The following is a 25,621-nucleotide window of genomic DNA, read 5'->3' as shown; positions in this document are numbered from 1 at the left end:
TCGGAAGCAAGACGGCGCTGGGCCGCGGCTTTTTTATCGTAGGCGGTGCGCGCTCACAAAAAAAGGCGCGTCGTACGTGGCGCGCCGCCCCGGCGCCTGATGCGTGCAGCGTGTCGCCGCGGCGGCTGCCGCGTGGTCAGGTTCTCTTACGCGGCCGCTTCATTCATTTCGCTGTCGCTCGATTCGGCGGCGAGCAGGTTCAGCGCGAGCAGAATGGCCACGCGATTGTCGAGGTCGATCGCGATGCCGAGCACGTCTGTGAGCCAGCGGCCGATCTTGGTGTTGGAAAAATCCTCGGCGCCGGCCGTCTTTTTCATGGTGACGCCGAGTTTGACGGCGCGATAGTGATAGGAGGGCACCCGATGCTGAGCCGCGACCGCCGACAGGCCGCCTTTGCCTTCCGAGCACCAGCCGAGGCTGCCGGCCAGCACGATGCGCTCAGGCTCGTCGAGGCTGTCGATAAGCGCGCGTGCCGCGAGCCGCACGCGCTGTTCGTCGAGACCGTATTGCAGCAGCACGCTTTCCACCGGGTCTTCCAGCGCGTGCGCGTGCAGATCGATTTCCTGCGCCATGCCTTCGTTTTCCATCGACACGTTGCGTTGATGGCCGGCGCTGCGCAGGCAGTCGATCAGATAGCGGCGGAAATACGCGCACACCGCGTAGCCGTTGGACGGCGCGCTGTCCGCGCAGGCGTGGGTCTCCGTGTGGCCGGGCGCGAGGCGCAATACCTTCGCGTAGATGAACTGCGCGATCAGTTCTTCCTTGTCCTCGCCGAGCGCCTGCAATTCGAGCGGGTGATAGGTCCGCAGCGCCCGCTTGACCAGTTCGACCATCGATACCATTTCGTCGGCGGACAAGCGGGTGCGCCGGCGCCACAGATCGGGCAGGACCGCATCGTCGAGATTGCGGACGAACTCGTGGCTCGGAACTGCGCCCATGAAAACCTCCGTGAGGGGTCAGGCAAGGAGCGCGGTGAGCCTCAACTGCGGGCCGGCAAGGGAAGCGTGGAGCGTTGAAGCCGCGCTGGAATGTGAATCCAGTATGGTTCGCGGCGAGTTCTTCGCCTATATGGATTAAGTGGTAGCTGATGGGTAAACTGCCGGGTAAACCTTCCGACGAGATACGTGTTATTCGTCTGAGGAGAGGGCCTCCGCCGCACCGGAACGCCGCCCCGCGCAATTGCTTCGCCGTTGCCCCACCATGCCGTGCCCGCTGCGCAGCGCCGGCGCACCCCGCCCGGCCCGTATCGCCCGAGTCGCCGGGCTGGCGCGCTCCCTCACCGAAGTTGCCGTGCCCGACAAGGAGAACGCCCGATGCGGGCCGACCCGATCCAGCGTGCCATCGACGAAGACCTGGTGCGCGTGCTGTACGCACAAGATCCGATCGCTTTCTTTTCGCACTGGTTTTCGATCGCGGTGCTGGTGGCGATCTATTGGCCGAGAATCCCGTCGCCGCCGCTGTTCATCGCGTGCTTCGGTTTCTATGCGGCTGCCAATTGCGGCAGTCTCGCGCTGTGGATCTTCAATCGCCGCTATCCCCATCTGGTCTCGCCGCGCGACTGGATCTACCTGCACGCGTTGCGCGGCGTGTTGCTGTATAGCGGGCCCGGCTTCGCGGTGTGGTTCGCGTTCCAGAGTCCGCAAACCGATTTGCCGCTGCTGCACACGGTCATGCTCGTGACGCTGGCAGCCGGCGTATTCATGTCGAACGGCTTCGACCTGCTGAACTTTTCGACCGCGATTCCGTTCCTGCTGTTTCCGTCGATCGTGCTGCACTTCGGCTCGCATACGTTCGACCGCACGATTCTCGCGATCGTCCTCGCGTTTTTCTTTTGCGCGATCAACGTCTACGCGATGAGCTATCGCAAGCTGTTCCGCCAGGTCGTGCAGGCGCGGATCGATCAGCAGTATCTGGCGGAATCGCTGGCGGCGCAAAAGCGGCTCGCCGAAGAAGCGAGTCTCGCGAAGACGCGCTTTTTCGCCGCCGCCAGCCACGATCTGCGCCAGCCGCTGCATGCGATCGGTTTGCTGGCGGCGTCGCTCAACGACACCGCGGCGACGCCCGCGCAGCATGCGAAGACCGCCGAGCACATCGTCTACAACGTCGAGGCGTTGAATCAGCTGTTCAACCAGGTGCTCGATCTTGCACGGCTCGAAAGCGGCGTGACCCAGGTGATCCGGCTGCACTTCCGGCTCTCCGAACTGTTCGAGCGGGTCGGCAGCCAGTACCGCCCGCAGGCCGCGGCGAAGGGACTCGCGTTGCGCATCGCGCCGACCACGATGGTCGTCTACGACGATCCCGTGCTGCTCGAACGCGTGCTGAGCAACCTGTTGTCGAACGCGGTGCGCTATACCGAGGACGGCGCGATCTGGCTGGGCTTTCGCCGCGCGGGGCGGCAGACGGGCGGCTATATCGAAGTACGCGATTCGGGCATCGGCATTGCAGCCGACGAGCACCAGCGCATTTTCGAAGAGTTCTATCAGGCCGCCAATCCGCAACGCGACGCGCGCCAGGGCCACGGCCTTGGTTTGCCGACGGTGAAGCGGCTGGTCGGCATGCTCGGCGGCGAACTGCAACTGTGCTCCGCACCGGGCCGCGGCTCGGTGTTCCGCTTTCCGGTGCAGGCGGGCGACGCCGGCGGGATCGTCGCGAGCCTGAATGAAGCCGTGGCGGGCGGTCCGTCGGCGCAGGGGCGGCGCGTGCTGTGCATCGACGACGAGCCGTCGATTCTCGAAGGCTTGACGAGTCTGCTGGGGCGCTGGGGGTGCAGCGTGCTCGGCGCGCGCGACGAGGCCGAGGCGCTCGCGGCGCTCGAAAACGGTTTCGTGCCGGATGCGGTGCTATGCGATTACCAGTTGGCGAATCACCGGACCGGCGCGCAGGCGCTGACTGCCGTGCGCAGCGTGCTCGCGCGCGCGGGGCACGACAACGTGGTGACGCTGCTGATTACCGGCGACATGGCGTCGGCGGAGTTGGCGGCGCTCGCGTTACAGGGCATTCCGGTGCTGCATAAACCGGTGACGCCCGCGCGTTTGCGGCGCACGCTGGAAATGTTGTGGCAGCAGGCCGAGCTGGACAAGGGACGGACGGCGGCTGCGCTTTCGTTGCGGGAGAAAGTGGCGGGCAATGACGCGCAGAGCGACGTGAAGCATGGCGCGATCGGCGAAGCGGCGAGCGTGCCGCCGGGCGCACCGGGGTCTGGCTCGCAGACGCAGTCGCAAAGCGAATCGCAGAAGTAGACGGGGGCGGGCGGCCTGACTCTCTGTGATGGCCGCCCGTAGAAAGTCTTTTGCCTTGCCTTTCGCGTTAAGTGCGGCAAGCGCACTACAAGGCGGCTACAAGGTCTTGCCGGCTTCCAGCCAGCCGTTGATCACCGCGATCGCCGTCGACCGGTTATGCACGCCAAGCGCCCGGAAGATCACCGACAGATGCACCTTGACCGTACCTTCCGCGACGCCCAGGTCGCGCGCGATCATCTTGTTGGTCCAGCCGCGATGCACGAGCCGCATGATGTCCTGCTGACGCGGCGACAGGTTTTCCAGCAGATGCTGCTGATGCGGCTGCAGCGCCGGCACTTGCGTGATGGGTTCGGTGAGCGTGGCGCCGCCCTGGCCGGACCCCTGTCGATCGGCGGACTGCACGGCCGTGTCTTGAGCCCCGCTTTGAGCCGCGCCTTGAGCCATTGCCCCAGTGGTTGCCGCTTCAGCGCGTGCCGGCGCCGCCGGCGCGTCGCGCGAGCCCAGCAGGCTCAGCGCTTCCATCGGCACATAAGCGCCGCCCGACAGCACCAGTTCGATCGCCTTGAGCATCACGCTGGCGGGCTGCCGCTTCGGTACGAAGCCGAGCGCGCCGGCGGCCAGCACCGCGCGCATTTCGTCCGGCGACTCCTCGGCGGACAGCACGACCACCGGCAGCGCGGGGTTCGCCTTCAACAGCACTTCGAGCGACGACGCGCCGGTCATGCCCGGCATATGCAGATCGACGATCGCGAGATCGTGATCGGCGTCGGGCCGCGCGGCGCTGGCGAGGGTTTCCCAGCTATCGGCTTCGTCGAACTGGGCGTCGGGGTCGAGTCCGCGCAGCATGCCCTTGACGCCTTGCCGGATCAGTTCATGGTCGTCGGCCACAAGAAACTTCATGATGTCTCCGCGAGTCGGGCCTGCCCGTTGTGGACTACCACCGTGGTAGGGTCTCGTTGTACTTCTATCCTCGTGAGCCGCATCATGGCCGGCTACCCCGCGTTGCTTGCGCCGATCGGCGGCGCGGCGCGCCGTCCGGCTGGCCGCACCCGTGACGCGCTCTATTGGTACGATCGCCGGCTGGTTCGATGCGCCACGTCAAGTGTAAGGCAGGTCTCCCGCGCATAGGTTCCGGCTTGCTACGTAGACGAGCCGCGCGGCTCCTTTTTGAAGCCGCCCACGCAGGATTCCGAAAGGTTATGCGCGCTGGATGAAAGCACACGCCAGCGGCAGTTTATTTGACCGCAAATAACGTCGCATTCATCAGGAGCTTGAAGGCGAAACCGAGCGACATCGCCGACGCCACGCCGAAGCACCATAGCGCGATGAACCAAAGCCAGCCCGGCAGTTTGCGTCTGCGCACAGGGGACGCGTGGCGAGCGGTGTTCGAGCCGCTCGGCTTAGTGGTAATGATGTTGGTCGCCATGACGCACCTTGCCTCGAAATACCCAGTAACCCATCGTCGTATAGGCGATGATGATCGGCAGAATCACCGCTGCGCCGGCCAGCGTGAAGGTCTGGCTCGAGCGCGGCGCGGCCGCTTCCCACAGCGTTACGCTCGACGGAATCGCATACGGCCACAGGCTCACCAGCAGCCCCGCGTAGCCGAGCAGCACCAGCAGCAGCGCGAGCGCGAACGGCGTGTTGTGATGCCGCGCACGCACCGCGCGATACATGAACAACGCGCAGATCGCCACGAGGAACGGCACCGGCAGCAGACGGTAGAAGAGGTTGTCATGGAACCAGCGTTGCGCGATCGTCGGGTCCTGCAGCGGGGTCCACAGACTGACCAGCGCGATGAAGCCGAGCAGCACCAGCGTGAGCGGCCATACCACGCGATGCAGCCGGCGTTGCAGATCGCCTTCGGTCTTCGCCACCAGCCAGCAGCAGCCGAGCAGCGCATAGGTGACGACCAGCCCGAGGCCCGTGAGCAGGCTGAACGGCGTGAGCCAGCCGAACGCGTCGCCGGCATAGGCGCCGTCGGTCACCGGAATGCCTTGCAGGAACGCGCCCAGCACGATGCCCTGGAAGAACGTCGCGCCCGCCGAGCCGCCGATGAACGCGAGATCCCACAGGTGTTTGGTGCGATTGGCCTTGGCGCGGATCTCGAATGACACGCCGCGAAAGATCAGGCACACCAGCATGAAGATCAGCGGCAGATACAGCGCGGACAGCACGGTCGAATACACCACCGGAAACACCGCGAACAGCGCGGCGCCGCCGAGCACCAGCCAGGTTTCGTTGCCGTCCCAGACGGGCGCGACGGTGTTCATCATCAGGTCGCGTTCCTTCTCGTCGGGGAAGAACGGGAAGACGATGCCGATGCCCAGATCGAAGCCGTCCAGCACGACGTACATGAAAAGGCCCAACGCGATGATCGCGGCCCACACGACGGTTACGTCCATTTTCTTTCTCGCAAGTGGTTGGGTTATGGTTCGACTCAGGCGGCGTCGATCATCTGCTCGACGACGGACAGCGGGCGGCGCGCGGTCTGATTCGGCTCATGGCGCGGCCCGCCATGCGGCGTGAGTCCCGGCAGCGCCGGACCCGAGCGCATCAGCTTGAGCATGTAGTAGATGCCGGTGCCGAACACCAGGAAGTAGACGACCACGAAGGCCATCAGCGAGATGCCGACTTGTTGCGTGCTCAGCGGCGACACGGCCTGCGAGGTGCGCATCACGCCGTACACGACCCACGGCTGGCGGCCCGCTTCGGTGGTGACCCAGCCGGCCAGCAGCGTGATGAAACCGGTCGGGCCCATCGCGACGGCGCAGCGCTGGAACCACTTCGATTCGAACAGGCGTTCGCGGCGGCGCAGCGCCCACGCGGCCAGCGACATCACGATCATCAGCACGCCGAGCCCGGCCATGATGCGAAAGCTCCAGAACACCACCGTCGAGTTCGGGCGGTCCTGCGGCGGGAATTCCTTGAGGCCGCGAATTTCGCCGTCCCAGCTATGCGTGAGGATCAGGCTGCCCAGGTGCGGAATCGACACGGCGTAGCGGGTGGTCTCCGCCTTCATGTCCGGAATGCCGAACAGGTTCAGCGCGGTGCCGCCTTTTTCGGTGTCCCACAGGCCTTCGATCGCGGCGATCTTCGCCGGCTGATACTGGCGCGTGTTCAGACCATGCTGATCGCCGACGAACGCCTGGATCGGCGTGAGGATCAGCAGCAGCCATAGCGCCATCGAGAACATTTTCTTCACGGCCGGATCGCGCCGTCCGCGCAGCAGATGCCATGCGCCCACCCCCGACACCACCAGCCCCCCGACGATGAACGCCGCGAGCGCCATATGCGCGAGCCGGTACGGGAACGACGGATTAAAGATGATCTTGAACCAGTCGAGCGGCACGACGTGGCCGTTCACGACCTCGAAGCCTTGCGGCGTCTGCATCCAGCTATTGGACGCGAGAATCCAGAAGGTCGAGATCAGCGTGCCGATCGCCACCAACAGCGTGGCGCCGAAGTGAGCGCGCGGACTCACGCGCTGCCAGCCGAACAGCATGATGCCGAGGAAGCCCGCTTCGAGAAAGAACGCGGTCATGACCTCGTACATCAGCAGCGGTCCGGTGATGGGGCCCGCGAAACTGGAGAAGCCCGACCAGTTGGTGCCGAACTGATAGCTCATCACCACCCCGGAGACGACGCCCATGCCGAAGGCCACTGCGAAAATCTTTGACCAGAACAGGCAAAGATCTTTGTAGTACGCCTTGCCGGTTTTCAGCCAACGCCATTCGAGGACGGCAATGAAACTGGCGAGGCCGATGCTGAGTGCCGGAAACACGATGTGAAACGAGACGGTGAACGCAAACTGGATGCGGGCGAGATCGAATGCCGATAGTGCTGAGTTCATGAGCGTGTTGTGCGTGATGGCCGCGAGAGCGGACTACGCGCGTCGACCGGTGTCGGTGCGCACTGCGGTTGGCAGATGGCGCAAGAGTAGGGGATGAGGAAACTTTCTGCTGCACCGCGACGTGCGTCAAAAAACCACCTTGTTTTAAGCCGATTTTGCTTCTTAGGGCGACAACTCTTTGATGGGTATCAAGTTTTCCTGATTATCTTTGCGTGCTGGTTCTGCCCGTCTGCGCTGAAACTGCGTCAATCGACCGCGCTGCAGCAATGCGCGTCGCCGCCTTCGTGCGCACTGGCCAGGACCTGGTGTTTGCCCGTGGCCCGCTTGACTTCAACATTTCCTGAGCATAAAGTTTTATTCACATGCAGGAATTAATGGCCGCTACCGTCAGCCGGCCATCAGGAGACAAGCCTTGCTCAATCTCACGCCGGGTTCGCTCGCGGGCCTTCGCATCGTCGATCTGTCACGCGTGCTGGGTGGTCCGTATTGCACGCAGATCCTCGCCGACCACGGCGCGGACGTGATCAAGGTCGAACCGCCCAACGGCGACGAAACCCGCACCTGGGGCCCGCCGTTCGACGGCGACACGGCCTCGTACTTCCTCGGCGTGAACCGCAACAAGCTGGGCGTGGCGCTCGACCTGACGCAGCAAAGCGAACGCGCGAAGCTGCTGCAATTGCTCGACAGCGCCGACGTGCTGGTCGAAAACTTCAAGATCGGCACGCTGGAGCGCTGGGGGCTCGGCTATGACACGCTGCAGGAGCGTTTTCCGCGGCTCGTGCATTGCCGGGTGTCCGGCTTCGGCACGGTCGCGGCGTTGATCATCAATTTTCCGGATGTCAGGCAGCAGCGCGAGCGCATCGACGCGCACGCCAAGGCCGCGCTGATGATGGCGAGCGTGCTGCTCGCGGCCGGCGCGTTCACCGGCATCATGTCCGGCACCGGCATGCTTACGGCGATGGCGCAGGTGCTGGTGCAACACGTGCCGGTCGAGCATGCGCGCCATATGCCGCTCGTGCTCGTGCTCGTGTCGATGCCGCTCAGCCTGCTGTTCGATCCCGACTCGTTTTATTTCGGCATCCTGCCGGTGCTCGCCGAGAGCGGCAAGCTGCTCGGCGTGCCGCCGATCCAGATGGCGCAGGCCGCGTTGCTCGGCCAGATGACGACCGGCTTTCCGGTCAGTCCGTTGACGCCCGCGACGTTTCTGATCGTCGGCCTGACGGGCGTCGAACTCGCCGAGCACCAGAAGTTCACGATTCCGTTTCTTTTCGCCGCCACCGTCATCATGGTGTTGACCGCGGTGCTGGTCGGCGTGTTTCCGCTTTGAGCGCGCCGTGTTGCGCGCTGCGCGTGCTCCATGAAACGCAAGTACCTCACGGGACGTTGAAATGAATTTCGAACTCACTGAAGACCAGCAATCGATTCGGGCCGCCATCGAAAAGCTCTGCGAACAATACGGCGACGAGTACTGGCTCGTGCGCGATCGCGAAGGCGGCTTCCCGCATGACTTCCATCGCACGCTGGCCGACGCGGGCTGGCTCGGCATCGCGATGGCGCCGGAGTATGGCGGCTCCGGCCTCGGCATGACCGAAGCGTCGAACGCTATCTGCGGGAGTGTATGATTCCGAGGCTCGCGCCCGTGAGTCCGCAGATGATCCTGTGTTTCATCGCGGAGAAGGTGCTGGGCCTGCCGAAGTCGTACTGACGTTTCTCCCGACCGCCATGGATGTCAAACTCGTTGCCCGAACGCTAGACCTGTTCGAATTGTTCGCCGCCGAGCAACGGCCGCTGCCGCTCACCGAACTGGCGCGTTTGCTCAACGTGCCGGTGTCGAGCTGTCTCGCGCTGGCTCGCACGCTGGTGAGCCGCGGCTATCTGGTCGAGGTCAGGAAGCGCGGCGGCTACTATCCGACGCGGCGCTTGCAGATGCTCGCCAGTGCGATCAATGCGGTCGATCCGGTGGTCGAGATCGTGCATCCGCGCCTCGTCGAGTTGCGCGATGCGAGCGGCGAGACTGCGGTGCTCGGCAAGATTCAGGGCACCGCCGTGGTGTATCTCGACGTGGTGGAGTCGACCAAGGCGATTCGCTACACGCGTACGCCGGGCGAGTTGCGGCCCCTGCATGCGAACTCGATCGGCAAGGCGATTTTCGGCGAGCTGGATGCGGCCGCGCAGCAGGCGCTCGGCGCGCAACTGTCGTTCGAACGCTTTACCGCGGCGACGGTGGCCGATCTGCCCGCGCTCGTCGCGCAAGCGGCGGCGGCGAAGGCGAAGGGCTGGTGCGCCAATCTCGGCGAGAGCGCGCCGGAGCTGTCGGCGATCGCGGTGGCGGTGACGATCGGCGGCGATCTGTATGGGCTTTCGGTGGTGGGGCCGACCGAGCGCATTCAGAAAGGTCAGAAGGCGCATGCCGCGCACTTGCTGCGTGTGAAGCAGGCGATCGAAGTGCAGGAGCAGCAGGAACAAGTGGACTAGGCCCGGCGATCCGCCGTGCGCTTGCGCTTGCTTGTGTGCCCGACGCGGCATGCGTGCGGCTCGGGTGCAACGCCATGTGCAGTCCGCGCACGCCCCATGCCGCCAGCAGCGCCGTCTTGCGCGGGCACGCCGCATGCGGTTCAACACGGATCGAGCCGCGGCCCGTCATCAACCGACAATCAGCCCATTCGAACCGACTTCCTCTGGGTCGCCAGCTAGCCAACGGATGGGTTTGCCTCTACCATGCACACAGCCAGCTATCGGCGTTTTCGAGTGAACGCACGCTTCGAGCGGCCCGCGCGCCGCGTAGCCAACCATTCAAGTCGTTATTCCCGTTATTCGTTTCGAATAGTCATGCCGACGCGCCCGTGAGAGACCTTCCGGCGCGCGTCGCGAATCCGTCATGAACATGCAGTGCAGGGCAGGCCGTGCTTGAACCGGCGTCCTGTCGTGTGCCGCGCGATGGTTCTGGAGCAAGCTTCATCCACCTGCCGGCGACGGCAGACTTCATCCACCAGGAGTCAGCAGATGAGCACGATCAAGACGAAAGACGGTACGGCAATTTTCTACAAGGACTGGGGCAAGGGCCGCCCGGTCGTGTTCTCGCACGGCTGGCCGTTGAGCGCGGATGCATGGGATGCGCAGATGCTGTTTCTCGGCAGCAAGGGGTTTCGCGTGATCGCGCATGACCGCCGCGGCCACGGCCGCTCGGAGCAGCCGTGGGACGGCAACGACATGGATACCTATGCGGACGATCTCGCCGCGCTGATCGAACACCTCGACCTGAAGGACGCCACGCTCGTCGGCCATTCGACCGGCGGTGGGGAAGTCGCGCATTACATCGGCCGGCATGGCACACAACGCGTCGCGAAGGCTGTGCTGATCGGCGCGGTGCCGCCGTTGATGGTGAAGACCGGGAACAATCCGAATGGCACGCCGATCGACGTGTTCGACGGGATTCGCAAGGGCGTGGTCGACGACCGCTCGCAGTTTTTCAAGGATCTGGCGATGCCGTTTTACGGCTACAACCGGCCGAACGCGAAGGTATCGCAAGGCGTGATCGATTCGTTCTGGGTGCAGGGCATGGCCGGCTCGATCAAAGGACTGTACGACTGCATCAAGCAGTTCTCCGAGGTCGACTACACCGAAGATCTGAAGAAGATCGACGTGCCGACGCTGGTGTTGCACGGCGACGATGACCAGATCGTACCGATCGATGCGGCGGGCCGTCAGACCGCGAAGATCGTGAAGAATGCGACGCTCAAGGTCTATCCGGGTGGCCAGCACGGCATGTGCACCGTCGAGGCCGACAAGGTGAATGCCGATCTGCTGGAGTTTATCGGCTCGTGATGCGATGACCGCTCACGCAGTCGGCCAGCCGACGCGCGCCGCTCGCCGCAATGCCGAGCGAACCACCAGCCGGTGGAACGGCGCGATCGCGAGAATGTAGAAGCGCCCGAGCCCATTGTGGCAATGCACGACGGTGGACAGCACCAGAAAGCGCGCACGGCCGTCGCGCGTGTTGCGGGTTTGCTGCAGCACCGACAGCCGGAAGTCCAGATGACTGTCGTTCTCGCCGAGGATGATCTCGTGCGCGCTGCGCGTGTAGATCCTGAAGATGTCGACGCGCTCCCGCGAACCGGCCGACCCTGCCGTGCGCAACTGCTTCGCTGTCTTGAGCCCGAAGCGGGCGACCAGCGCATCGCGCAGCCCCATCAGTTTCGCCACCCATCCCGCCTGATGCGCGAACAGAAAACGCGCCAGCAATTCCGGATCATCGATCGCATTGTCGGGCAGGCGGACCGCGTACGCGTCGGCGAGATCCGGCGCGTTGTACAGCCGGGTCACAGCGGATTCGGCTGGCAGGGCGACAGATTGCACGGAGCGGTGGGTGTTGGGCATGGTGACGTGCTGCGCTGAAAATTAAGCGGGCTCGACGGGCGCGTCGGCATCCGCAACGGCGGCGGCGGTGATGGCGGCGCGTTGACTCGCCAGTTCACAAGCGGGACAAGTCTACGCGTGCTGGCGGGCGGTTGCGTCGGAGGGCTCGGCGGGCGCCCCGCAGTGCACCGCATCGGAGGGAAAAATTTTAGCCCTTTGTCATACGACGTCGCATAAATTGGTGTGGATGCATCTACTTGTTTGTTAAGAAAAAGTTTTAATTGTTCCAATATGATTAAGGGTAAATGCCTGGTTGAAATTAGCTTGGTCATCGTCGATAGTACGTTATCGTACAACTAACGTGTGTTATGCAGGCGCTATCCCCCGCCGCTCAACCGCTAGCTGTACCCCCAGTTCGATTGCGCACGGCGCAGGAAAGGAACCCCCTATGAAAAGGATTGCCCTGAGTGGCGCCGGCGGCCAGCTCGGCTCCGTCGTGCGCGCTGCGTTGATTGCGCGCGGTACGCCGTTGCGTTCGGCAGCAGGCTCGAAAGCGCTGACGCCTCTGGTCGACGGCGAGGACGTGATGCACGGCGACCTGCGCGAGCCGGCGGTCGTCGATCGCCTGCTCGAAGGCATGGACGTGTTGATCCACTTCGCCGGCACGAGCGTCGAGCGTCCGCTGCCCGAAATCATCGAGAACAATTTGCGCGGGCTGGTCGAGGTGTACGAAGGCGCGCGCCGGCAAGGTGTGAAGCGCATCGTGTTCGCCAGTTCGAATCACGCGATCGGCATGTATCCGGTCACCGAGCGGCTCAGTCTCGACTGTGAACTGCGCCCGGACGGCTTCTATGGCCTGAGCAAGGTGTGGGGCGAAGCGCTGGCGAGAATGTACTGGGACAAGCACGGCATCGAGAGCGTTTGCGTGCGCATCGGCAGTTGCCTCGAACGGCCGACCGAGCCGCGCCACCTGAGCACGTGGCTCGGTCATCGTGATCTGATGCACTTCCTCGACCGCTGTGTCGAAGCGGAGAACGTCGGATTCCTGACTATCTGGGGCGTGTCCGCCAACACGCGCAGCTGGTGGGACAACAGCGGCGCCGAGCGTCTGGGCTATCTGCCGACCCAGGATTCCGAGGTCTACGCCGCGGAGATCCTCGCGCGGCCCAATCCGCTCGACGCGTTGGGTCAACGCTTCCAGGGCGGCAGCTTTGTCGGTATCGATTATTCGCGCGAAGACGGCGGTCCGGACGGCTCGGCCGCCACGGCGGCGCGGCCGGTCTGACACGCGCAGCATTACGAGGAGACGCAGTCATGAGAATCAAGGGCATTCGCTGGTGGATGGTCAGTCTGGTCGCGGCCGGGCTGATCATCAATTACCTCGCGCGCAATACGCTGTCGGTCGCCGCACCGACGCTGATGAAGGACCTCAACATCAGCACGGAGCAATACTCTCACGTGGTCGTCGCGTGGCAGCTTTGCTATGCGTTCATGCAGCCGGTGGCGGGCTATGTGCTCGACACCGTGGGCACCAAGGTCGGCTTTGCGGCGTTCGCGCTGGCATGGTCGCTGGCCTGCGCGGCAGCGGCGTGGGCGACGGGCTGGCGCAGCCTCGCGTTTTTCCGCGGCCTGCTCGGTCTCGCGGAAGCGGCCGGCATTCCGGCCGGCGTGAAAGCGACCAGCGAATGGTTTCCCGCGAAGGAACGTTCGGTCGCGATCGGCTGGTTCAACATCGGCTCGTCGATCGGCGCCTTGCTGGCGCCGCCGCTGGTGGTCTGGGCGCTGTTGCGCGGACAGTGGCAACTGGCGTTCGTGATCGTCGGCGTGGCGGGGATCGTCTGGAGCTTGCTGTGGATGGTGCTGTACAAGCATCCGCGCAAGCAGAAGCTGTTGGGCGCCGACGAGCGCGAGTACATCCTCAGCGGGCAAGAGGCGAAGCACTCCGACGTCGGCGCTCCGAAGCGGAGTTGGCGCGCGATGCTGGTCAGCCGCGATTTCTGGGCGATCGGTATTCCGCGGATGCTTTCCGAGCCGGCCTGGCAGACCTTCAACGCTTGGATTCCGTTGTACATGATGACCGAGCGTCACATGAACCTGAAGGAAGTAGCGCTGTTCGCATGGATGCCGTTTCTGGCCGCGGACATCGGCTGCGTGCTCGGCGGTTATCTGAGCCCGCTGTTTCACAAGTACGCGAAGGTCTCGCTGTTCACGTCGCGCAAGATGGTGTTCGTCGTCGGCGCGCTGTTCATGATCGGACCGGCATGCGTCGGTCTGGTGGCGAGTCCTTATACGGCGGTGGCGTTGCTGTGCGTCGGCGGGTTTGCGCACCAGACTCTGTCGGGCGCGTTGTACGCGATCACCTCCGACATGTTCGGCAAGAACGAGGTCGCCACCGCGACGGGTATGGGCGGGATGGCGGGTTATCTGGGCGCCGCAGCGTTCACGGTGCTGTTCGGTATCCTCGTCACGCAGATCGGTTACAGCCCCCTGTTCGTCGTGCTGGCCGTGTTCGACCTGATCGCCGCCGCCGTGGTGTGCCTGATGGCGAAGAGCACCGACAAGGTGCCCGAGCCGCACTGGACTACGGCGGGTGCGGTTGGCGCCAAGTAAGTGACGGTGAGTTCCGGAAGCGTGATTTAGCGTGACGGGAAAAGCAGAAGCGGAAGCGGGGTCTAGCAGGCTCTTGAATTTCGGTCCCGTGTAAACGGGCTTTGAGGGACAGGCGTTATGGATATCGTGTTCATGATTTTTGGCAGCGGATGCGATGCGCGGACTGGATGAGATGCAGGAACCCCTGTTTACCACGGTAAAACTGGAGGATTTCGTCCCGGCGGATCATCCGCTGCGACCAGTCCGGCTGCTGGTCAATGAAGCGTTGAAACGGCTCAATGGGCTGTTCAGGCGTCATCTATGCGGACAGCGGCCGGAGACCATTTCTCGGTAGATGGCACGCCGATTCAGGCGTGGGCCAGTTATAAGAGCTTTCCGCCGCAAGGACGGCTCGGACGATGGACTGCCGGCAAAGGGCGGACGCAATGCTGACACCTACTGGAAGGGCCAGCCGCGCAGCAACGCCACACATGAGTCGAGCACGGATCCGGATGCGCGTCTGTTCAACAAGAGCGGCAAGAGCCCGGCCATCCTCTGTTACCACGGACACGTCCTGATGGAGAACCGTTCGGGGCTGGTGGTCGGCGCCGTGGCCAGTCATGCGGATGGTTTTTCGGAGCGGGTCAGTGTGCTGCGACTACTCGACTATGTGCCCGGCACACACGCGAAGACCGTGGGCGCCGACAAGATTTATGACACGCGCGACTTCGTGAGCGATTGCCGCGCCCATAGACAGGAAAGCCCGGCCGAAGCGGGGCAATTGAATTAGCCATGAATGGCGTAGCTGCTCTTAATCGTTCGTGATTGAATGTAGATCATGCAGAAACTCGTTTTGTTGCTTTCTAATCGAATAGTGGCAACGTGCCGCCATGACATCATATAATTCTATATGATCCCTTTGCGCTCTTTCTTTCTGTGACGGATATTCAAGTTTAATCGCGAGATCACAAGCCTTCGCCGCATCGTCTTGCGCTCGCATGTATCCGCTCAATTCGATCCTGTTCGCGCTAGTAACGCCGCGCGCTAACTTGATTGCATTGAAGACTTTCTTGTTATCAGCCTCCAGGCTCTTGGCATGAATTTCGTAACAGTCGAAATCTCCGAATCCACCACCGCCAAGGTGCTGCGTGCAGTTCGAATAATTGATGACTTCATCGGCATATATCGACTGAAAGCCACTTAGTGCCATTGCTGCCACAAGGGACTTGACCGATTTATATAGCAATGCCTTTCCCATGTCGCGCATCGTAATTCCCAGTTTCAAAAAGTCGTGCTTCAAGAGCGCGCCGCCACTCAATCCCACGGGCGCGATATGTACGAATATACGCTGGTAAAGCAGCATATTCACCGGTATTGATTTTATCAACTAATTTCGCAATTCCGTGTCCCGATCCCGCATTAAAAGCCATGCTTACCAGTGCATCATATTCGCATTGGTGCAATGGAACGTGTACCCGACGATTAATCGCAGACCCGGATTCTGCCAAGTTAATTTTTGAAAGCTCTCGTGCGCGCTCTACCGAAATCGCATCGCCCACATGCAAATGATCCGAAGGAATAACTTTATGCCCGAATCCGACTGTAGGATACCCCTTGCTATCGACATAAACTTTTAGAATCATTCCATCAACGACGGGCATGCCCATATAGGTGCCATTCAAAACGCCACTTTCACATACAGCCATAAACGCTATTCCATCATTCGACAGCTGCCACGGCTTACAAAGTCGGCCCGATTGGACATTCACGCATGAATTCGGATTGGTGTTTGTTAGTACGGTTGCAAGCGCATCAGGCATTAGGCCTCCTGTCTGTGACCAAGATAAACGCGGACGGCTTGCGCTCCGTCTGTTTCGTGGCGCGCAGTGCGTCCGTATGAGTCAGTGACGCCGTGAATCAGCGTGCCGTGCGAAGCAAGGGTGTAATAGGTATCGGCGAGTGGCGAACCATTCGCATCGCGAAGCGTGAATTGTTCGTCGTATCCGGTGCTTTGCGCGGATGCTAGTGCAGCCGGCGTAGCAGCGGCCGGCGCGCCGCTAGCGCTATCGATGTACGTGCAGCTACGCGCATAGACCGACACGATGCGCGGGTGCCGCTCGCATTTGCAGAGCACGATATCGCCGTCAATAGCTTCCTTCGCGCCCAAGATTTCGTCCCAGCCGCGCAGATAGTCCGATATTCGCGCACCTGCGGCAATTTCGCCGACAGACTGGCACACTGAACACCACGCCTTATGTCCGAGATGCGTCTGCCCGCGTGACTTCCCGTCCGGGCCCTGGATAGTTGCATGAGGTGTGCCGCCGATAACATGGCTGTTGCCTCCGTTATCAAGCGGATCGTCTTCCACAACCGCATAGTAGACAGTCAATTACGCCTCCCGGTGGCCGATGTAAAGAGCCAGGCGGTGTGCGTCGTCCGTCTCATAACGCGCGGTCTTGCCCGACGGATCGGTAACACCGTGCACCAGTTCACCAGAAGGCATACGCACGGTGTAATACGTATTGGAGAGCGCGTTACCTGCCGCATCGGTTAGTGTGAATTGCTCGTCGTACTTCAGGCGTTGCGTGGGCGTAACGTCCGCGCGTGAGCTTTCCGCGTTGCCCCGGTCATGAATGATCCAGCTACGTCCATAGACCGCGATGATGCGCGGGTGGTCAGCGCAGTTGCATATCACAAAGTCACCGCCCACCGCCTGGTCCTGCATGCCCCCTGTCAGGTCGATCATGCGGCCACCCTTGCGGACGGGTACGCCTTTCGTGATGAGGCCCACACTTTTGCAGACGCCACACCACGCCTGGTGTCCGATGAACGCCGCGCGACGGTTGCGGCCGGTTTCATCAGCGATCAGGAAGGTACTGGAGCCATTCAGCACATAACCGCCAGAGCCGTTGTCCAGCGGATCGCCCTCGACCGCTGCATAGTACGTTCCCGGCATTCAAGCCTCCCTATGCCCAGGATAGGCCGCGAGCCGCAAACGTCCACGATCTTCGACCCATGATCCACCCGCGAGCGTGGCGATAATGGCGGGCGGAGTCGGACATTTGCACAGCACGATATCGCCATCCAGCGCCACCTCGCGCGCAGTGTGGTAGTGAAGTCGGTATGGGCCACCCGCCTTGGCGAGAATCCCAGTGCTTTTGCATTTCTCGCAGGACACCTCGTTTCCGGGTAGCGCGGTTTTATGCCCGTGAAAGCGAAAGCCGGTAGTCTGCTCGTAATCGAGAATCTGGCCGCCGCTCGTCAATGTATCGCCGACTACGGCAATTCGACGCCTCATGATGCCCCCCCGTTACGGGGCCGCCAGCGCGGCACCGTGTTCATCAATGGGAACAAAGATCGTGGACGTTTGCGGCTCGCGGTGCGGGCTGTCGGTAATCACATCGCCGTTATCCAGCAGACTGCCAACGACCGCATAGCGGTTCTGTTCGTTGCCAGGAATGCCGATGCCCGTAATGATGCGTGCGCGGCTTCCGTCCTGATACTCGACAAAATCGCCAATGCTCGCGGCCTTGCGGTGCGTTCGTTCGACTTCCCATAGGCTTGACACTTCGCGCACGATGCCGCCCCGTGCCGTAGTTGCACCGCGCACGGCGAAGCGGTCCAGGGGTTTGCGCGGTGGCGGCGTCCAGTTTGCATCGAACAGGCCCGGCACCGGTTCATCGTCGGGGACGCAGACGCCCATTTCCAGGTGTCCCCAGGGCGTTTCGATGATCCGGTCGCCGTTCGTGAGGCGGCTACCGACTAGCGCGGCGGGGTGGTCCCCAAACACGGCCGCATATCCTGCGCCGTCAATGATGGCGGCTTCGCTGCCGTCGCTATAGGTAACGATATCGCCGACCCGCGCGATGGGAAGCCCGCAAATCTTCGACCCATAGCCGGTACTGACGCGTCCACCGCGTTCCGTGAGCGCGCCAACGGTTGCGAAGCGGTGAAGCGTCCCTTTGGGTTCCTGTTTCGACATTTCCAGTTCTCCTAAAGACAAAAAAGCGCCATTGACGCGATGTTCACGAAGCTGGCGCGCGGGGCGTCTGAGTCGCACGCCAAATTTCTTCGATCCTTCACCTATTCTTTTTGAAGCGCAATCAGGTAAGGTCAAAAAATGGTTACAGATCAATGCGTATTGGCTATATTTGCAAGAATTGACATTCACCAGATTCCGGCTAGTTGGGGCCTCAATCGGGATGGTCGAAATCTGTCCCGATTCGGGAAACCCGCGCTAGCCGGTTTATGTATTTCTGGTCCTGGTTTTTCCCGCTCCAGTCCCGCCTCTGCACTGCGCGACGCATTGCGTCATGCCGTTGAGTGTGGCGGCCTGTCTTCGCTCGGCGTGCTCCATCAGGGCGTGCTGTCCGCTTCCACGCTAACCGGTACGGATGCAACCGCGCAGGCCGCGCGCATCCGTCGCCAGCTAGACCGCCTCGCGCCGCTACCGCGCGCTGCTCGTACTGGCCTACGCGCCGCAAGCGCTCAAGTGCTCAAGTGCTCAAGTGCTCAAGTGCTCAAGTGCTCAAGTGCTCAAGTGCTCAAGTGCTCATGTGGCGCGCGTTGCTGTTCCGGCAGTTATCAAAATTCAGAATGGACCGACGCAAATGCGCGTCGCCGAGGGCCTCGAATTCGTCGTCACGCACGTGCGGCAGCCTCGCCTCAGCACAAGTGGCGCCGCACGTAACCCGTGGCGCAGCACGTGTCCAGGCGGTATGGGATAATCGCGAAGTTTGCCCGGAGCGCGGCTCAAAAGGTTGTTTGCACCGGCGCCCGAGGGGCCTTTATTCCCGTGGCCCGCATCCTGTCCGCGATATTTCTTCAACAACCACAATGCCCGCATACCGTTCCAAAACCTCCACCGCCGGCCGCAACATGGCGGGGGCGCGCTCCCTGTGGCGCGCCACCGGCATGAAAGACGAAGACTTTTCCAAGCCGATCATTGCGGTGGTCAATTCGTTCACCCAGTTCGTGCCTGGACACGTGCACCTGAAGGACCTGGGCCAGCTCGTCGCGCGCGAGATCGAGGCCGCGGGTGGCGTGGCCAAGGAGTTCAACACCATCGCCGTCGATGACGGCATCGCGATGGGCCACGACGGCATGCTGTATTCGCTGCCCAGTCGCGACATCATCGCGGACTCGGTGGAATACATGGTCAACGCGCACTGTGCCGACGCGATGGTGTGCATCTCCAACTGCGACAAGATCACCCCCGGCATGCTGATGGCCGCGATGCGGCTCAACATCCCGGTGATCTTCGTTTCCGGCGGCCCGATGGAAGCCGGCAAGACGCGCCTCGCCAATCCCGCCACCGGCACCATCGAGTTCAAGAAGCTCGACCTGGTGGACGCGATGGTGATCGCCGCCGACAAGGCCTATTCTGACGCCGACGTGGCCGAGGTAGAGCGCTCCGCGTGCCCGACCTGCGGCTCGTGCTCGGGCATGTTCACGGCCAACTCGATGAACTGCCTCACCGAGGCGCTGGGCCTGTCGCTGCCCGGCAACGGCACGGTGGTCGCCACCCACGCGGACCGCGAGCAGCTCTTCAAGCGCGCTGGCCGCCGCATCGTGGAACTGGCCCGCCAGTACTACGAAGAGGAGCAGGCGTCGATCCTGCCGCGCGCGGTGGGCTTCAAGGCGTTCGAGAACGCGATGACGCTGGACATCGCGATGGGCGGCTCGACCAACACGATCCTGCACCTGCTGGCGATCGCGCGCGAAGCGGACATCGACTTCACGATGACCGACATCGACCGCCTGTCGCGCGTCGTGCCGCAGCTGTGCAAGGTGGCGCCCAATACCAACAAGTACCACATCGAAGACGTGCACCGCGCGGGCGGCATCATGGCTATCCTCGGCGAGCTGGAGCGCGCCGGCAAGCTGCACACCGACGTGCCCACGGTGCACGCCGCCACGCTCAAGGACGCGCTGGATCAGTGGGACATCACCCGCACCCAGGATGAAGCCGTCAAGAACTTCTACCTGGCTGGCCCGGCCGGCGTCCCCACGCAGGTGGCGTTCAGCCAGAACACTCGCTGGCCGAGCCTGGATCTGGATCGCGCCGAGGGCTGCATCCGCTCGTACGAGCACGCGTTCTCGAAGGAAGGCGGCCTCGCGGTGCTGACGGGCAACATCGCGCTCGATGGCTGCGTGGTGAAGACCGCCGGGGTGGACGAGAGCATTCTCGTGTTCGAGGGCACGGCTCACGTCACCGAATCGCAGGACGAGGCGGTGGAGAACATCCTCGCCGGCAAGGTCAAGGCCGGCGACGTGGTGATCGTGCGCTACGAAGGCCCGAAGGGTGGCCCCGGCATGCAGGAGATGCTCTATCCGACGAGCTACATCAAGTCCCAGGGTCTGGGCAAGGCGTGCGCGCTGCTGACGGACGGCCGCTTCTCGGGCGGCACCTCGGGCCTGTCGATCGGCCACTGTTCGCCTGAGGCGGCGGCTGGCGGCGCGATCGGTCTCGTGCGCGACGGCGACAAGATCCGCATCGACATTCCGCAGCGCATGATCAACGTGCTGCTGTCCGACGAGGAACTGGCGCGCCGCCGCGAAGAGCAGAACGCGAAGGGGTGGAAGCCGGCCAAGCCGCGTCCGCGCAAGGTGTCCGCGGCTCTCAAGGCCTACGCGAAGCTGGTCATGTCGGCCGACAAAGGCGCGGTGCGCGACCTGTCGCTGCTGGACGATTGATCTTGCGACGGGCTGCGTGCCCGTCTGCTTCAAGGCCGCTCTTCGGAGCGGCTTTTTTTCGCCTGCTCATTTTGCCGATTCGCTTGGGGCGTGATGCTTTGTATGCGGCGAGCGCCGGAGTAGCCGGTTGTAGCGTCGCGTCACATCACGTCGCGGCAGGGCAAAGACGAACGATCGCAGGATCGTTCGCCTTTGCCCCGCTGCGTTTGCGCTTAGCGCTGATCGACGACCGTCGTGTTGTAGGTCGTCGAGCCGATCATGACGTTTTTCAACGTAATGCCGTTGACGTTGTACGCGTAGATCGGCCCAGGTGTGCTCGCGCTAGCCGGTCCGGCGCAGACCGCGGTGCCCAGGTTGCAGTTCGAGATCGTGACGCCGGTGATCGGCGGAATGGTCGGCGTTGGGGCTGCGCCGTTATAGTCGAACGCGACCGGCCCCTGCGCGACGATCGCCTGAAAACACGAACCCGTCGCGCCGTTGGACGTGACGTTGCTCGCTTGCACGTTCGAGATGTTCACGTTCTGCACGACGGCCGGACGGGTTCGGAGCGCGTCGTTGGCCGGCTGGTAATCGCAGTCGAATGTGATCAGGCCGCCCCGTGCCGCCGACGGGTTGGCCGCCGTCGCCGTGACCACGCCGAGCGGCACGGTGGCGTTGATCGGGCTGCCCTTCAGCAACGCGCTGCCGTAGCCGGCGCCTTTCAGGCTCACGCCGTTGGGCAGCGAGACCGTATCGACATAGAAGTTCTTCACGAAGCCGCCGCGATTCATGTTCGTCTTGATGCGAATCGCGATGTTCAGCGGATTGGTCGCCCAGTTCTGGTTGAGCATCTGCAGATTGCGCGCGTAGATGTTCTGCACGCCGCCGCCCATTTCGCTGCCGAGCGTGATGCCGTCGTGCCCGCTGTTCATCGTGCAGTTCTGGATCACGTGATTCTGCGCGGGGCCGTACTGCGTATCGAGATCCTTGCCCGACTTGATCGCGATGCAGTCGTCGCCGGTGTTGAAGGTTACGCCGTCGCAGAGCACGTTGTTGCACGCGTCCGGGTCGAAGCCGTCGTTATTCGGCCCGCCAAGAAGTGTCCGATGACGGCGGAGCCGTGGTCGTTGCGAATGTGCTCAGGCCGCGCGTGCACGCACGCGCCGTTCCATCGGCTCCATCTGCATGGGGCGGGCGGAACGGCGCGGCGCGAAAAGGCGTGCGGCTTTAACTTTGAGCAGGCTGTTGGCCGATCTCGTGATTGGCGAGCACTTCGAGCGCGCGCACCATCGCGGAGTGATCCCACGCCTTGCCGCCATGCGCGACGCACGCATTGAACAGCGCCTGGCAGGTGGCGGTGTTCGGCAGCGAAACGCCGAGCGCTTGCGCGGTCGACAGCGCGAGGTTCAGATCCTTCTGGTGCAGCTCGATGCGGAAGCCCGGATCGAAGGTGCGCCTGGTCATCCGCTCGCCGTGCACTTCGAGAATGCGCGACGACGCGAAGCCGCCCATCAGCGCTTCACGCACGCGTGCCGGATCGACGCCGGCCTTCGACGCGAGCAGCAGCGCTTCGCCGACCGCCTCGATCGTCGCGGCGACGATCACCTGATTGGCGACCTTGCACACCTGGCCGGCGCCGACTGCGCCGATCAGTGTGACGTTCTTGCCCATCATGTCGAACAGCGGCTTGACGCTGTCGAAGGTCGCGGGTTCGCCGCCAACCATGATGGTTAGCGTTGCGGCCTTGGCGCCCACTTCGCCGCCCGACACCGGCGCGTCCAGATACTCCGCGCCGCGCTCGCGCACGCGCGCCGCGAATTCGCGCGTGGCCATCGGCGAGATCGAGCTCATGTCGACCACGATTTGTCCGGCGCGCAATGCGCTGGCGACGCCCTGTTCGCCGAACAGCACGCGCTCGACGTCCGGTGTGTCCGGCACCATGACGAAGATCACGTCGGCCTGCGCGGCCACCGCGGCGGGGCTGTCGCACGCGACGGCGCCGGCCTGGGTGAGATCGGCGGGCACGCCGCTGCGCGTGAACGCGGCGAGCGCGACGCCGTTCTTGAGAAGGTTGGCGGCCATGGGCTTGCCCATGATGCCGAGTCCGATAAAGCCTGCTTTTTGCATGGAATGCTCCGAAGATGTCATGGCGGCCGTGCTTGCGCCTGGCTTATGCGTAGCTTATGCCTGACTTGTGCCTGGGTTCAGGCCTGGCCCGCCTGTTTCTGCATGAAGTGTTTCTGAACCGTCTGCGCGGCGTTTTTCAGCAATCCCATATCCGCGCAGACCGCGATGACGCGGCAGCCCATCGACAGATAGCGCTCCGCGTCGGCCTGCACCGGGGCGAGGATGCCGCTTGCTTTGCCGGCCGCCTGGGCGCGCTCGAAGACGCGCGCAATCGCCTGCTGCACGTCGGGATGATTCGCGTTGCCGAGATGGCCGTACGAGGCCGCGAGGTCGGACGGACCGACGAAGACCGCGTCGATGCCGTCCACCGCGAGAATCTCGTCGATCGCGTCGACGGCTTTGCGGCTCTCGATCTGCACGATCACGCAGACGTTGTCGTTGGCGACCTCGAAGTAATCGGGTACCGTCGCATAGCGGTTGCCGCGATGGCTCACCGACACGCCGCGAATGCCCTGCGGCGGGTAGCGCGTCGCGGCGACCGCGCGGGCCGCGTCTGCGGCGCTCTCGATGAACGGCACCAGAAAGTTCGAGAAACCGCTGTCGAGGAGTCGCTTGATGAACACGCTGTCGTTGGCCGGCGGCCGCACGACCGGCGCGCTGGCGCTGTCCTTGAGCGACATCAGCTGGGGAATCAGCGTGAGCACGTCGTTCGGCGCGTGTTCGGCGTCCAGCAGCATCCAGTCGAAACCGATCGTGCCCAGCAGTTCCGTGACGATCGGGCTGGCGAGCGACGCCCAGCAGCCGATCTGGGTTTCACCGCCGCATACCGCGCGGCGGAAGCGATTGGGTAAGGCCTGGTAGGGCGTGACGGCTGGCATGCGATATCTCCTCGAACTGCGATGGATCGGGCGAGCTCCGACAGTGGCTAAACGCTATGTTATAGGTCGTCGTATGTCTTGTGGCAGATTAGCACCGAGGTCGTAGGTTGTAACGGGCACGTAAACCCGAATTCCCCACCAGACAAGCGTTTCGGGTTGCGCGGAAGGCTTGCTATGTTATAGGATGACCTATATCTAAAGCGTTCATTCAAGGAAAGCGAAAAATGTCGATTACCGGCGAAATGCTGATCGGCCGCAAAGCAGTACGCGGCGAGGAACAACCATTGCACGCGGTCAATCCCGCCACGGGGTCCGAGATCGCCGAGCCGGTTTTCGGCAGCGGCGGCGTCGCTCAAGTCCAGCTCGCGTGCGAACTGGCGCAGCAGGCGTTCGACCCGTACCGGCAACTGCCGCTGACGGTGCGCGCCGAGTTTCTCGAACGCATCGCCGACGGCATCACCGCGCTGGGCGACGCGCTGATCGAGCGGGCGCAGCAGGAATCCGGTCTGCCGAAGGCACGTCTCGAAGGCGAGCGCGGCCGCACGACCGGCCAGCTCAAACTGTTTGCGCAAGTGGTGCGCGCCGGCCAATGGCTCGCCGCAACCCTCGATTCGCCGCTGCCGGAGCGCAAGCCGCTGCCGCGCTCGGATCTGCGTATGCAGAAGGTCGCGCTCGGCCCGGTCGCGGTGTTCGGCGCCAGCAACTTCCCACTCGCGTTCTCGGTGGCGGGCGGCGACACGGCTGCGGCGCTCGCAGCCGGTTGCCCGGTCGTGGTGAAGGCGCACCGCGCGCACCTCGGGACCTCGGAGATGGTCGGCCGTGTGATTCAGCGCGTCGCGCAGGAAATGGACTTGCCTGAAGGCGTGTTCTCGCTGATCGTCGGCGCCGGCAATCTGGTCGGCGAAGCGCTGGTGTCGCATCCGGCGATCAAGGCGGTGGGCTTCACGGGTTCGCGCGCGGGCGGCACATCGCTGATGCGCGTCGCGGCGGCGCGTGCCGAGCCGATTCCGGTCTACGCGGAAATGAGCAGCATCAACCCCGTGTTCATGCTGCCGAACGCGCTGGCGCAACGCGGCGACAGCATCGCGCGCGGTTTCGTCGATTCGCTTGTGCTTGGCGCGGGGCAGTTCTGTACCAACCCGGGCCTCGCGATCGCCGTCGACAGCGACGCATTGAAGGGCTTCGTCGCGACGGCGTCGGAAGCGCTGAGCGGCAAGCCGGCCCAGACCATGCTGACCGCCGGCATCCACGCCGCGTATCAGGACGGCGAGAGCAAGCTGGCGGCGACCAGGGGCGTCGAGGCTGTGGCGCGCGGCGTCGAGGCAAACGGCCCGACGCAGGCTCGCGCGGCGCTGTTCGTGACCGATGCGCAGACGTTCCTCGCCAACCCGGCGCTGGAAGACGAAGTGTTCGGCCCGGTGTCGACCATCGTGCGTTGCAAGGACGAGCAGGAACTGCTGAAGGTTGCCGGGCACTTAGCCGGCCAGTTGACCGCGACGCTGCAGATGGACAGCGCCGACCTCGCCGCGGCGAAGCAGCTGGTGCCGATTCTCGAGCGCAAAGCCGGGCGGATTCTGGTCAACGGTTACCCGACGGGCGTCGAGGTGTCGCACGCGATGGTGCACGGCGGCCCGTTCCCGGCCACCTCGGACAGCCGCGCGACGTCGGTCGGCACGACGTCGATCGAGCGCTTCCTGCGCCCGGTGTGCTACCAGGACTTCCCGGCCGATCTGCTGCCCGAAGCGCTGGCCGACAGCAATCCGCTGGATCTGTGGCGTCGTCGCGACGGCGAAATCACGCGCGGTTGAGGATGTAGTTGCGCGCTCGTGGCTCGGCAGATAACCGCTGAGCCACGAGCGAAAGCAGCGGGTTAAAAAAATGGCCGGGAATTGAAATCCCGGCCA

23 protein-coding genes and 2 pseudogenes are annotated in these 25,621 nt (G+C 63.4%); 10 read left to right on the top strand and 15 right to left on the bottom strand.

Going from position 1 to position 25,621, the window contains the following annotated elements; genetic code table 11:
* Positions 1 to 146: 146 nt before the first annotated feature.
* Entirely contained in the window at positions 147 to 938 is a 792-nt protein-coding gene (locus HV744_RS27740) for a hypothetical protein (RefSeq protein ID WP_175152562.1), read from the bottom strand.
* Between the two features lie 375 nt (positions 939 to 1,313).
* Between HV744_RS27740 and HV744_RS27735 the strand changes: the two genes are divergently transcribed.
* Positions 1,314 to 3,239, top strand: a complete 1,926-nt coding sequence (locus tag HV744_RS27735) for an ATP-binding response regulator (RefSeq protein WP_175152561.1) — start codon at positions 1,314 to 1,316, stop codon at positions 3,237 to 3,239.
* Between the two features lie 96 nt (positions 3,240 to 3,335).
* On the opposite strand, the gene HV744_RS27730 is transcribed toward HV744_RS27735, so the two are convergent.
* The 4 genes from HV744_RS27730 to HV744_RS27715 form a co-directional block, all read right to left on the bottom strand.
* On the bottom strand, positions 3,336 to 4,139 hold the full coding sequence (locus HV744_RS27730) for a response regulator transcription factor (protein ID WP_175152560.1): 804 nt from the start codon (positions 4,137 to 4,139) through the stop codon (positions 3,336 to 3,338).
* Between the two features lie 334 nt (positions 4,140 to 4,473).
* Positions 4,474 to 4,665, bottom strand: coding sequence for a hypothetical protein (locus HV744_RS27725; RefSeq protein WP_175152530.1), 192 nt, complete (start codon positions 4,663 to 4,665; stop codon positions 4,474 to 4,476).
* Entirely contained in the window at positions 4,640 to 5,644 is a 1,005-nt protein-coding gene (cydB, locus tag HV744_RS27720) for a cytochrome d ubiquinol oxidase subunit II (RefSeq protein WP_175152559.1), read from the bottom strand. The genes HV744_RS27725 and cydB overlap by 26 nt, the downstream gene beginning before the upstream one ends.
* A 35-nt stretch (positions 5,645 to 5,679) precedes the next feature.
* The gene (locus HV744_RS27715) at positions 5,680 to 7,092 is read right to left on the bottom strand and encodes a cytochrome ubiquinol oxidase subunit I (protein ID WP_175152558.1); all 1,413 of its coding nucleotides are present in this window, start codon (positions 7,090 to 7,092) and stop codon (positions 5,680 to 5,682) included.
* A 412-nt stretch (positions 7,093 to 7,504) separates the two neighbouring features.
* Here HV744_RS27715 and HV744_RS37665 point away from each other — a divergent pair, with 412 nt between their 5' ends.
* The 4 genes from HV744_RS37665 (at position 7,505) to HV744_RS27690 (ending at position 10,917) form a co-directional block, all read left to right on the top strand.
* A complete protein-coding gene (locus tag HV744_RS37665) occupies positions 7,505 to 8,419 on the top strand; it encodes a CoA transferase (protein ID WP_246279220.1) in 915 nt (304 codons plus the stop codon).
* 61 nt (positions 8,420 to 8,480) lie between these two features.
* Positions 8,481 to 8,714 (top strand): acyl-CoA dehydrogenase family protein, encoded by a 234-nt coding sequence (locus HV744_RS27700; protein WP_175152557.1) that lies wholly within the window; start codon positions 8,481 to 8,483, stop codon positions 8,712 to 8,714.
* 100 nt (positions 8,715 to 8,814) lie between these two features.
* Positions 8,815 to 9,567: an IclR family transcriptional regulator gene (locus HV744_RS27695; RefSeq protein ID WP_175152556.1), complete on the top strand. Its 753-nt coding sequence runs from the start codon at positions 8,815 to 8,817 to the stop codon at positions 9,565 to 9,567.
* Positions 9,568 to 10,095: 528 nt separating this feature from the next.
* Complete coding sequence (locus HV744_RS27690; RefSeq protein WP_175152555.1) at positions 10,096 to 10,917, top strand: alpha/beta fold hydrolase; 822 nt, start codon at positions 10,096 to 10,098, stop codon at positions 10,915 to 10,917.
* Positions 10,918 to 10,929: 12 nt separating this feature from the next.
* Here the strand turns inward: HV744_RS27690 and HV744_RS27685 are convergent, their stop codons facing one another.
* Positions 10,930 to 11,469 carry a DUF2867 domain-containing protein gene (locus tag HV744_RS27685; protein ID WP_175152554.1) on the bottom strand — a complete coding sequence of 180 codons (540 nt, stop codon included), beginning with the start codon at positions 11,467 to 11,469 and terminating at the stop codon, positions 10,930 to 10,932.
* Positions 11,470 to 11,896: 427 nt separating this feature from the next.
* Between HV744_RS27685 and HV744_RS27680 the strand changes: the two genes are divergently transcribed.
* The 3 genes and pseudogenes from HV744_RS27680 to HV744_RS27670 all read left to right on the top strand — a co-directional run.
* Complete coding sequence (locus HV744_RS27680) at positions 11,897 to 12,733, top strand: NAD-dependent epimerase/dehydratase family protein (RefSeq protein WP_175152553.1); 837 nt, start codon at positions 11,897 to 11,899, stop codon at positions 12,731 to 12,733.
* A gap of 29 nt (positions 12,734 to 12,762) precedes the next feature.
* Positions 12,763 to 14,058, top strand: a complete 1,296-nt coding sequence (locus HV744_RS27675) for an MFS transporter (protein WP_175152552.1) — start codon at positions 12,763 to 12,765, stop codon at positions 14,056 to 14,058.
* A gap of 154 nt (positions 14,059 to 14,212) precedes the next feature.
* A pseudogene (locus HV744_RS27670) lies at positions 14,213 to 14,791 on the top strand (transposase); the annotation flags it as partial.
* A gap of 57 nt (positions 14,792 to 14,848) precedes the next feature.
* Here the strand turns inward: HV744_RS27670 and HV744_RS27665 are convergent.
* The 6 genes from HV744_RS27665 to HV744_RS27640 are packed head-to-tail and all read right to left on the bottom strand — an operon-like array spanning position 14,849 to position 18,208.
* Positions 14,849 to 15,295, bottom strand: coding sequence for a hypothetical protein (locus HV744_RS27665; protein ID WP_175152551.1), 447 nt, complete (start codon positions 15,293 to 15,295; stop codon positions 14,849 to 14,851).
* The gene (locus HV744_RS27660; protein ID WP_175152550.1) at positions 15,273 to 15,857 is read right to left on the bottom strand and encodes a lysozyme; all 585 of its coding nucleotides are present in this window, start codon (positions 15,855 to 15,857) and stop codon (positions 15,273 to 15,275) included. Before HV744_RS27660 ends, HV744_RS27665 begins: the two co-directional genes overlap by 23 nt.
* The gene (locus tag HV744_RS27655; protein WP_175152549.1) at positions 15,857 to 16,405 is read right to left on the bottom strand and encodes a PAAR domain-containing protein; all 549 of its coding nucleotides are present in this window, start codon (positions 16,403 to 16,405) and stop codon (positions 15,857 to 15,859) included. Before HV744_RS27655 ends, HV744_RS27660 begins: the two co-directional genes overlap by 1 nt.
* A 21-nt stretch (positions 16,406 to 16,426) precedes the next feature.
* Positions 16,427 to 16,993: a PAAR domain-containing protein gene (locus HV744_RS27650; RefSeq protein WP_175152548.1), complete on the bottom strand. Its 567-nt coding sequence runs from the start codon at positions 16,991 to 16,993 to the stop codon at positions 16,427 to 16,429.
* A complete protein-coding gene (locus tag HV744_RS27645; protein ID WP_175152547.1) occupies positions 16,994 to 17,335 on the bottom strand; it encodes a PAAR domain-containing protein in 342 nt (113 codons plus the stop codon).
* A gap of 12 nt (positions 17,336 to 17,347) precedes the next feature.
* Complete coding sequence (locus tag HV744_RS27640; RefSeq protein WP_246279219.1) at positions 17,348 to 18,208, bottom strand: PAAR domain-containing protein; 861 nt, start codon at positions 18,206 to 18,208, stop codon at positions 17,348 to 17,350.
* A 665-nt stretch (positions 18,209 to 18,873) separates the two neighbouring features.
* On the opposite strand from HV744_RS27640, the gene ilvD reads away from it, so the two are divergent.
* Positions 18,874 to 20,733, top strand: a complete 1,860-nt coding sequence (gene ilvD / locus HV744_RS27635) for a dihydroxy-acid dehydratase (RefSeq protein ID WP_175152546.1) — start codon at positions 18,874 to 18,876, stop codon at positions 20,731 to 20,733.
* Positions 20,734 to 20,945: 212 nt separating this feature from the next.
* On the opposite strand, the pseudogene HV744_RS27630 reads toward ilvD, so the two are convergent.
* From HV744_RS27630 to garL, 3 genes and pseudogenes are all read right to left on the bottom strand, one after another.
* Positions 20,946 to 21,803, bottom strand: a pseudogene (locus HV744_RS27630) (glycosyl hydrolase family 28 protein); the annotation flags it as partial.
* Between the two features lie 136 nt (positions 21,804 to 21,939).
* The gene (locus tag HV744_RS27625) at positions 21,940 to 22,860 is read right to left on the bottom strand and encodes a 2-hydroxy-3-oxopropionate reductase (RefSeq protein WP_175152545.1); all 921 of its coding nucleotides are present in this window, start codon (positions 22,858 to 22,860) and stop codon (positions 21,940 to 21,942) included.
* A 56-nt stretch (positions 22,861 to 22,916) separates the two neighbouring features.
* Positions 22,917 to 23,717, bottom strand: a complete 801-nt coding sequence (gene garL / locus HV744_RS27620) for a 2-dehydro-3-deoxyglucarate aldolase (protein WP_175152544.1) — start codon at positions 23,715 to 23,717, stop codon at positions 22,917 to 22,919.
* Between the two features lie 224 nt (positions 23,718 to 23,941).
* Between garL and HV744_RS27615 the strand changes: the two genes are divergently transcribed.
* Entirely contained in the window at positions 23,942 to 25,525 is a 1,584-nt protein-coding gene (locus HV744_RS27615; RefSeq protein ID WP_175152543.1) for an aldehyde dehydrogenase (NADP(+)), read from the top strand.
* Positions 25,526 to 25,621: the final 96 nt, after the last annotated feature.

Origin of the sequence: Paraburkholderia ultramafica, from assembly GCF_902859915.1 — a bacterium.
In the GTDB taxonomy this organism is placed as follows: domain Bacteria; phylum Pseudomonadota; class Gammaproteobacteria; order Burkholderiales; family Burkholderiaceae; genus Paraburkholderia; species Paraburkholderia ultramafica.
The sequence above is the reverse complement of the archived record's forward strand: the minus strand, read 5'-3'. Positions and strand labels throughout refer to the sequence as shown.

Coding starts and splice junctions, on each gene's coding strand:
- HV744_RS27675 (WP_175152552.1), top strand. CDS start 12,763: ATGAGAATCAAGGGCATTCGCTGGTGGATGGTCAGTCTGGTCGCGGCC.
- HV744_RS27650 (WP_175152548.1), bottom strand. CDS start 16,993: ATGCCGGGAACGTACTATGCAGCGGTCGAGGGCGATCCGCTGGACAAC.
- HV744_RS27715 (WP_175152558.1), bottom strand. CDS start 7,092: ATGAACTCAGCACTATCGGCATTCGATCTCGCCCGCATCCAGTTTGCG.
- HV744_RS27735 (WP_175152561.1), top strand. CDS start 1,314: ATGCGGGCCGACCCGATCCAGCGTGCCATCGACGAAGACCTGGTGCGC.
- garL (WP_175152544.1), bottom strand. CDS start 23,717: ATGCCAGCCGTCACGCCCTACCAGGCCTTACCCAATCGCTTCCGCCGC.
- ilvD (WP_175152546.1), top strand. CDS start 18,874: ATGCCCGCATACCGTTCCAAAACCTCCACCGCCGGCCGCAACATGGCG.
- HV744_RS27665 (WP_175152551.1), bottom strand. CDS start 15,295: ATGGGAAAGGCATTGCTATATAAATCGGTCAAGTCCCTTGTGGCAGCA.
- HV744_RS27625 (WP_175152545.1), bottom strand. CDS start 22,860: ATGACATCTTCGGAGCATTCCATGCAAAAAGCAGGCTTTATCGGACTC.
- HV744_RS27685 (WP_175152554.1), bottom strand. CDS start 11,469: ATGCCCAACACCCACCGCTCCGTGCAATCTGTCGCCCTGCCAGCCGAA.
- HV744_RS27695 (WP_175152556.1), top strand. CDS start 8,815: ATGGATGTCAAACTCGTTGCCCGAACGCTAGACCTGTTCGAATTGTTC.
- HV744_RS27680 (WP_175152553.1), top strand. CDS start 11,897: ATGAAAAGGATTGCCCTGAGTGGCGCCGGCGGCCAGCTCGGCTCCGTC.
- HV744_RS27660 (WP_175152550.1), bottom strand. CDS start 15,857: ATGCCTGATGCGCTTGCAACCGTACTAACAAACACCAATCCGAATTCA.
- cydB (WP_175152559.1), bottom strand. CDS start 5,644: ATGGACGTAACCGTCGTGTGGGCCGCGATCATCGCGTTGGGCCTTTTC.
- HV744_RS27700 (WP_175152557.1), top strand. CDS start 8,481: ATGAATTTCGAACTCACTGAAGACCAGCAATCGATTCGGGCCGCCATC.
- HV744_RS27615 (WP_175152543.1), top strand. CDS start 23,942: ATGTCGATTACCGGCGAAATGCTGATCGGCCGCAAAGCAGTACGCGGC.
- HV744_RS27645 (WP_175152547.1), bottom strand. CDS start 17,335: ATGAGGCGTCGAATTGCCGTAGTCGGCGATACATTGACGAGCGGCGGC.
- HV744_RS27690 (WP_175152555.1), top strand. CDS start 10,096: ATGAGCACGATCAAGACGAAAGACGGTACGGCAATTTTCTACAAGGAC.
- HV744_RS27740 (WP_175152562.1), bottom strand. CDS start 938: ATGGGCGCAGTTCCGAGCCACGAGTTCGTCCGCAATCTCGACGATGCG.
- HV744_RS27725 (WP_175152530.1), bottom strand. CDS start 4,665: ATGGCGACCAACATCATTACCACTAAGCCGAGCGGCTCGAACACCGCT.
- HV744_RS27730 (WP_175152560.1), bottom strand. CDS start 4,139: ATGAAGTTTCTTGTGGCCGACGACCATGAACTGATCCGGCAAGGCGTC.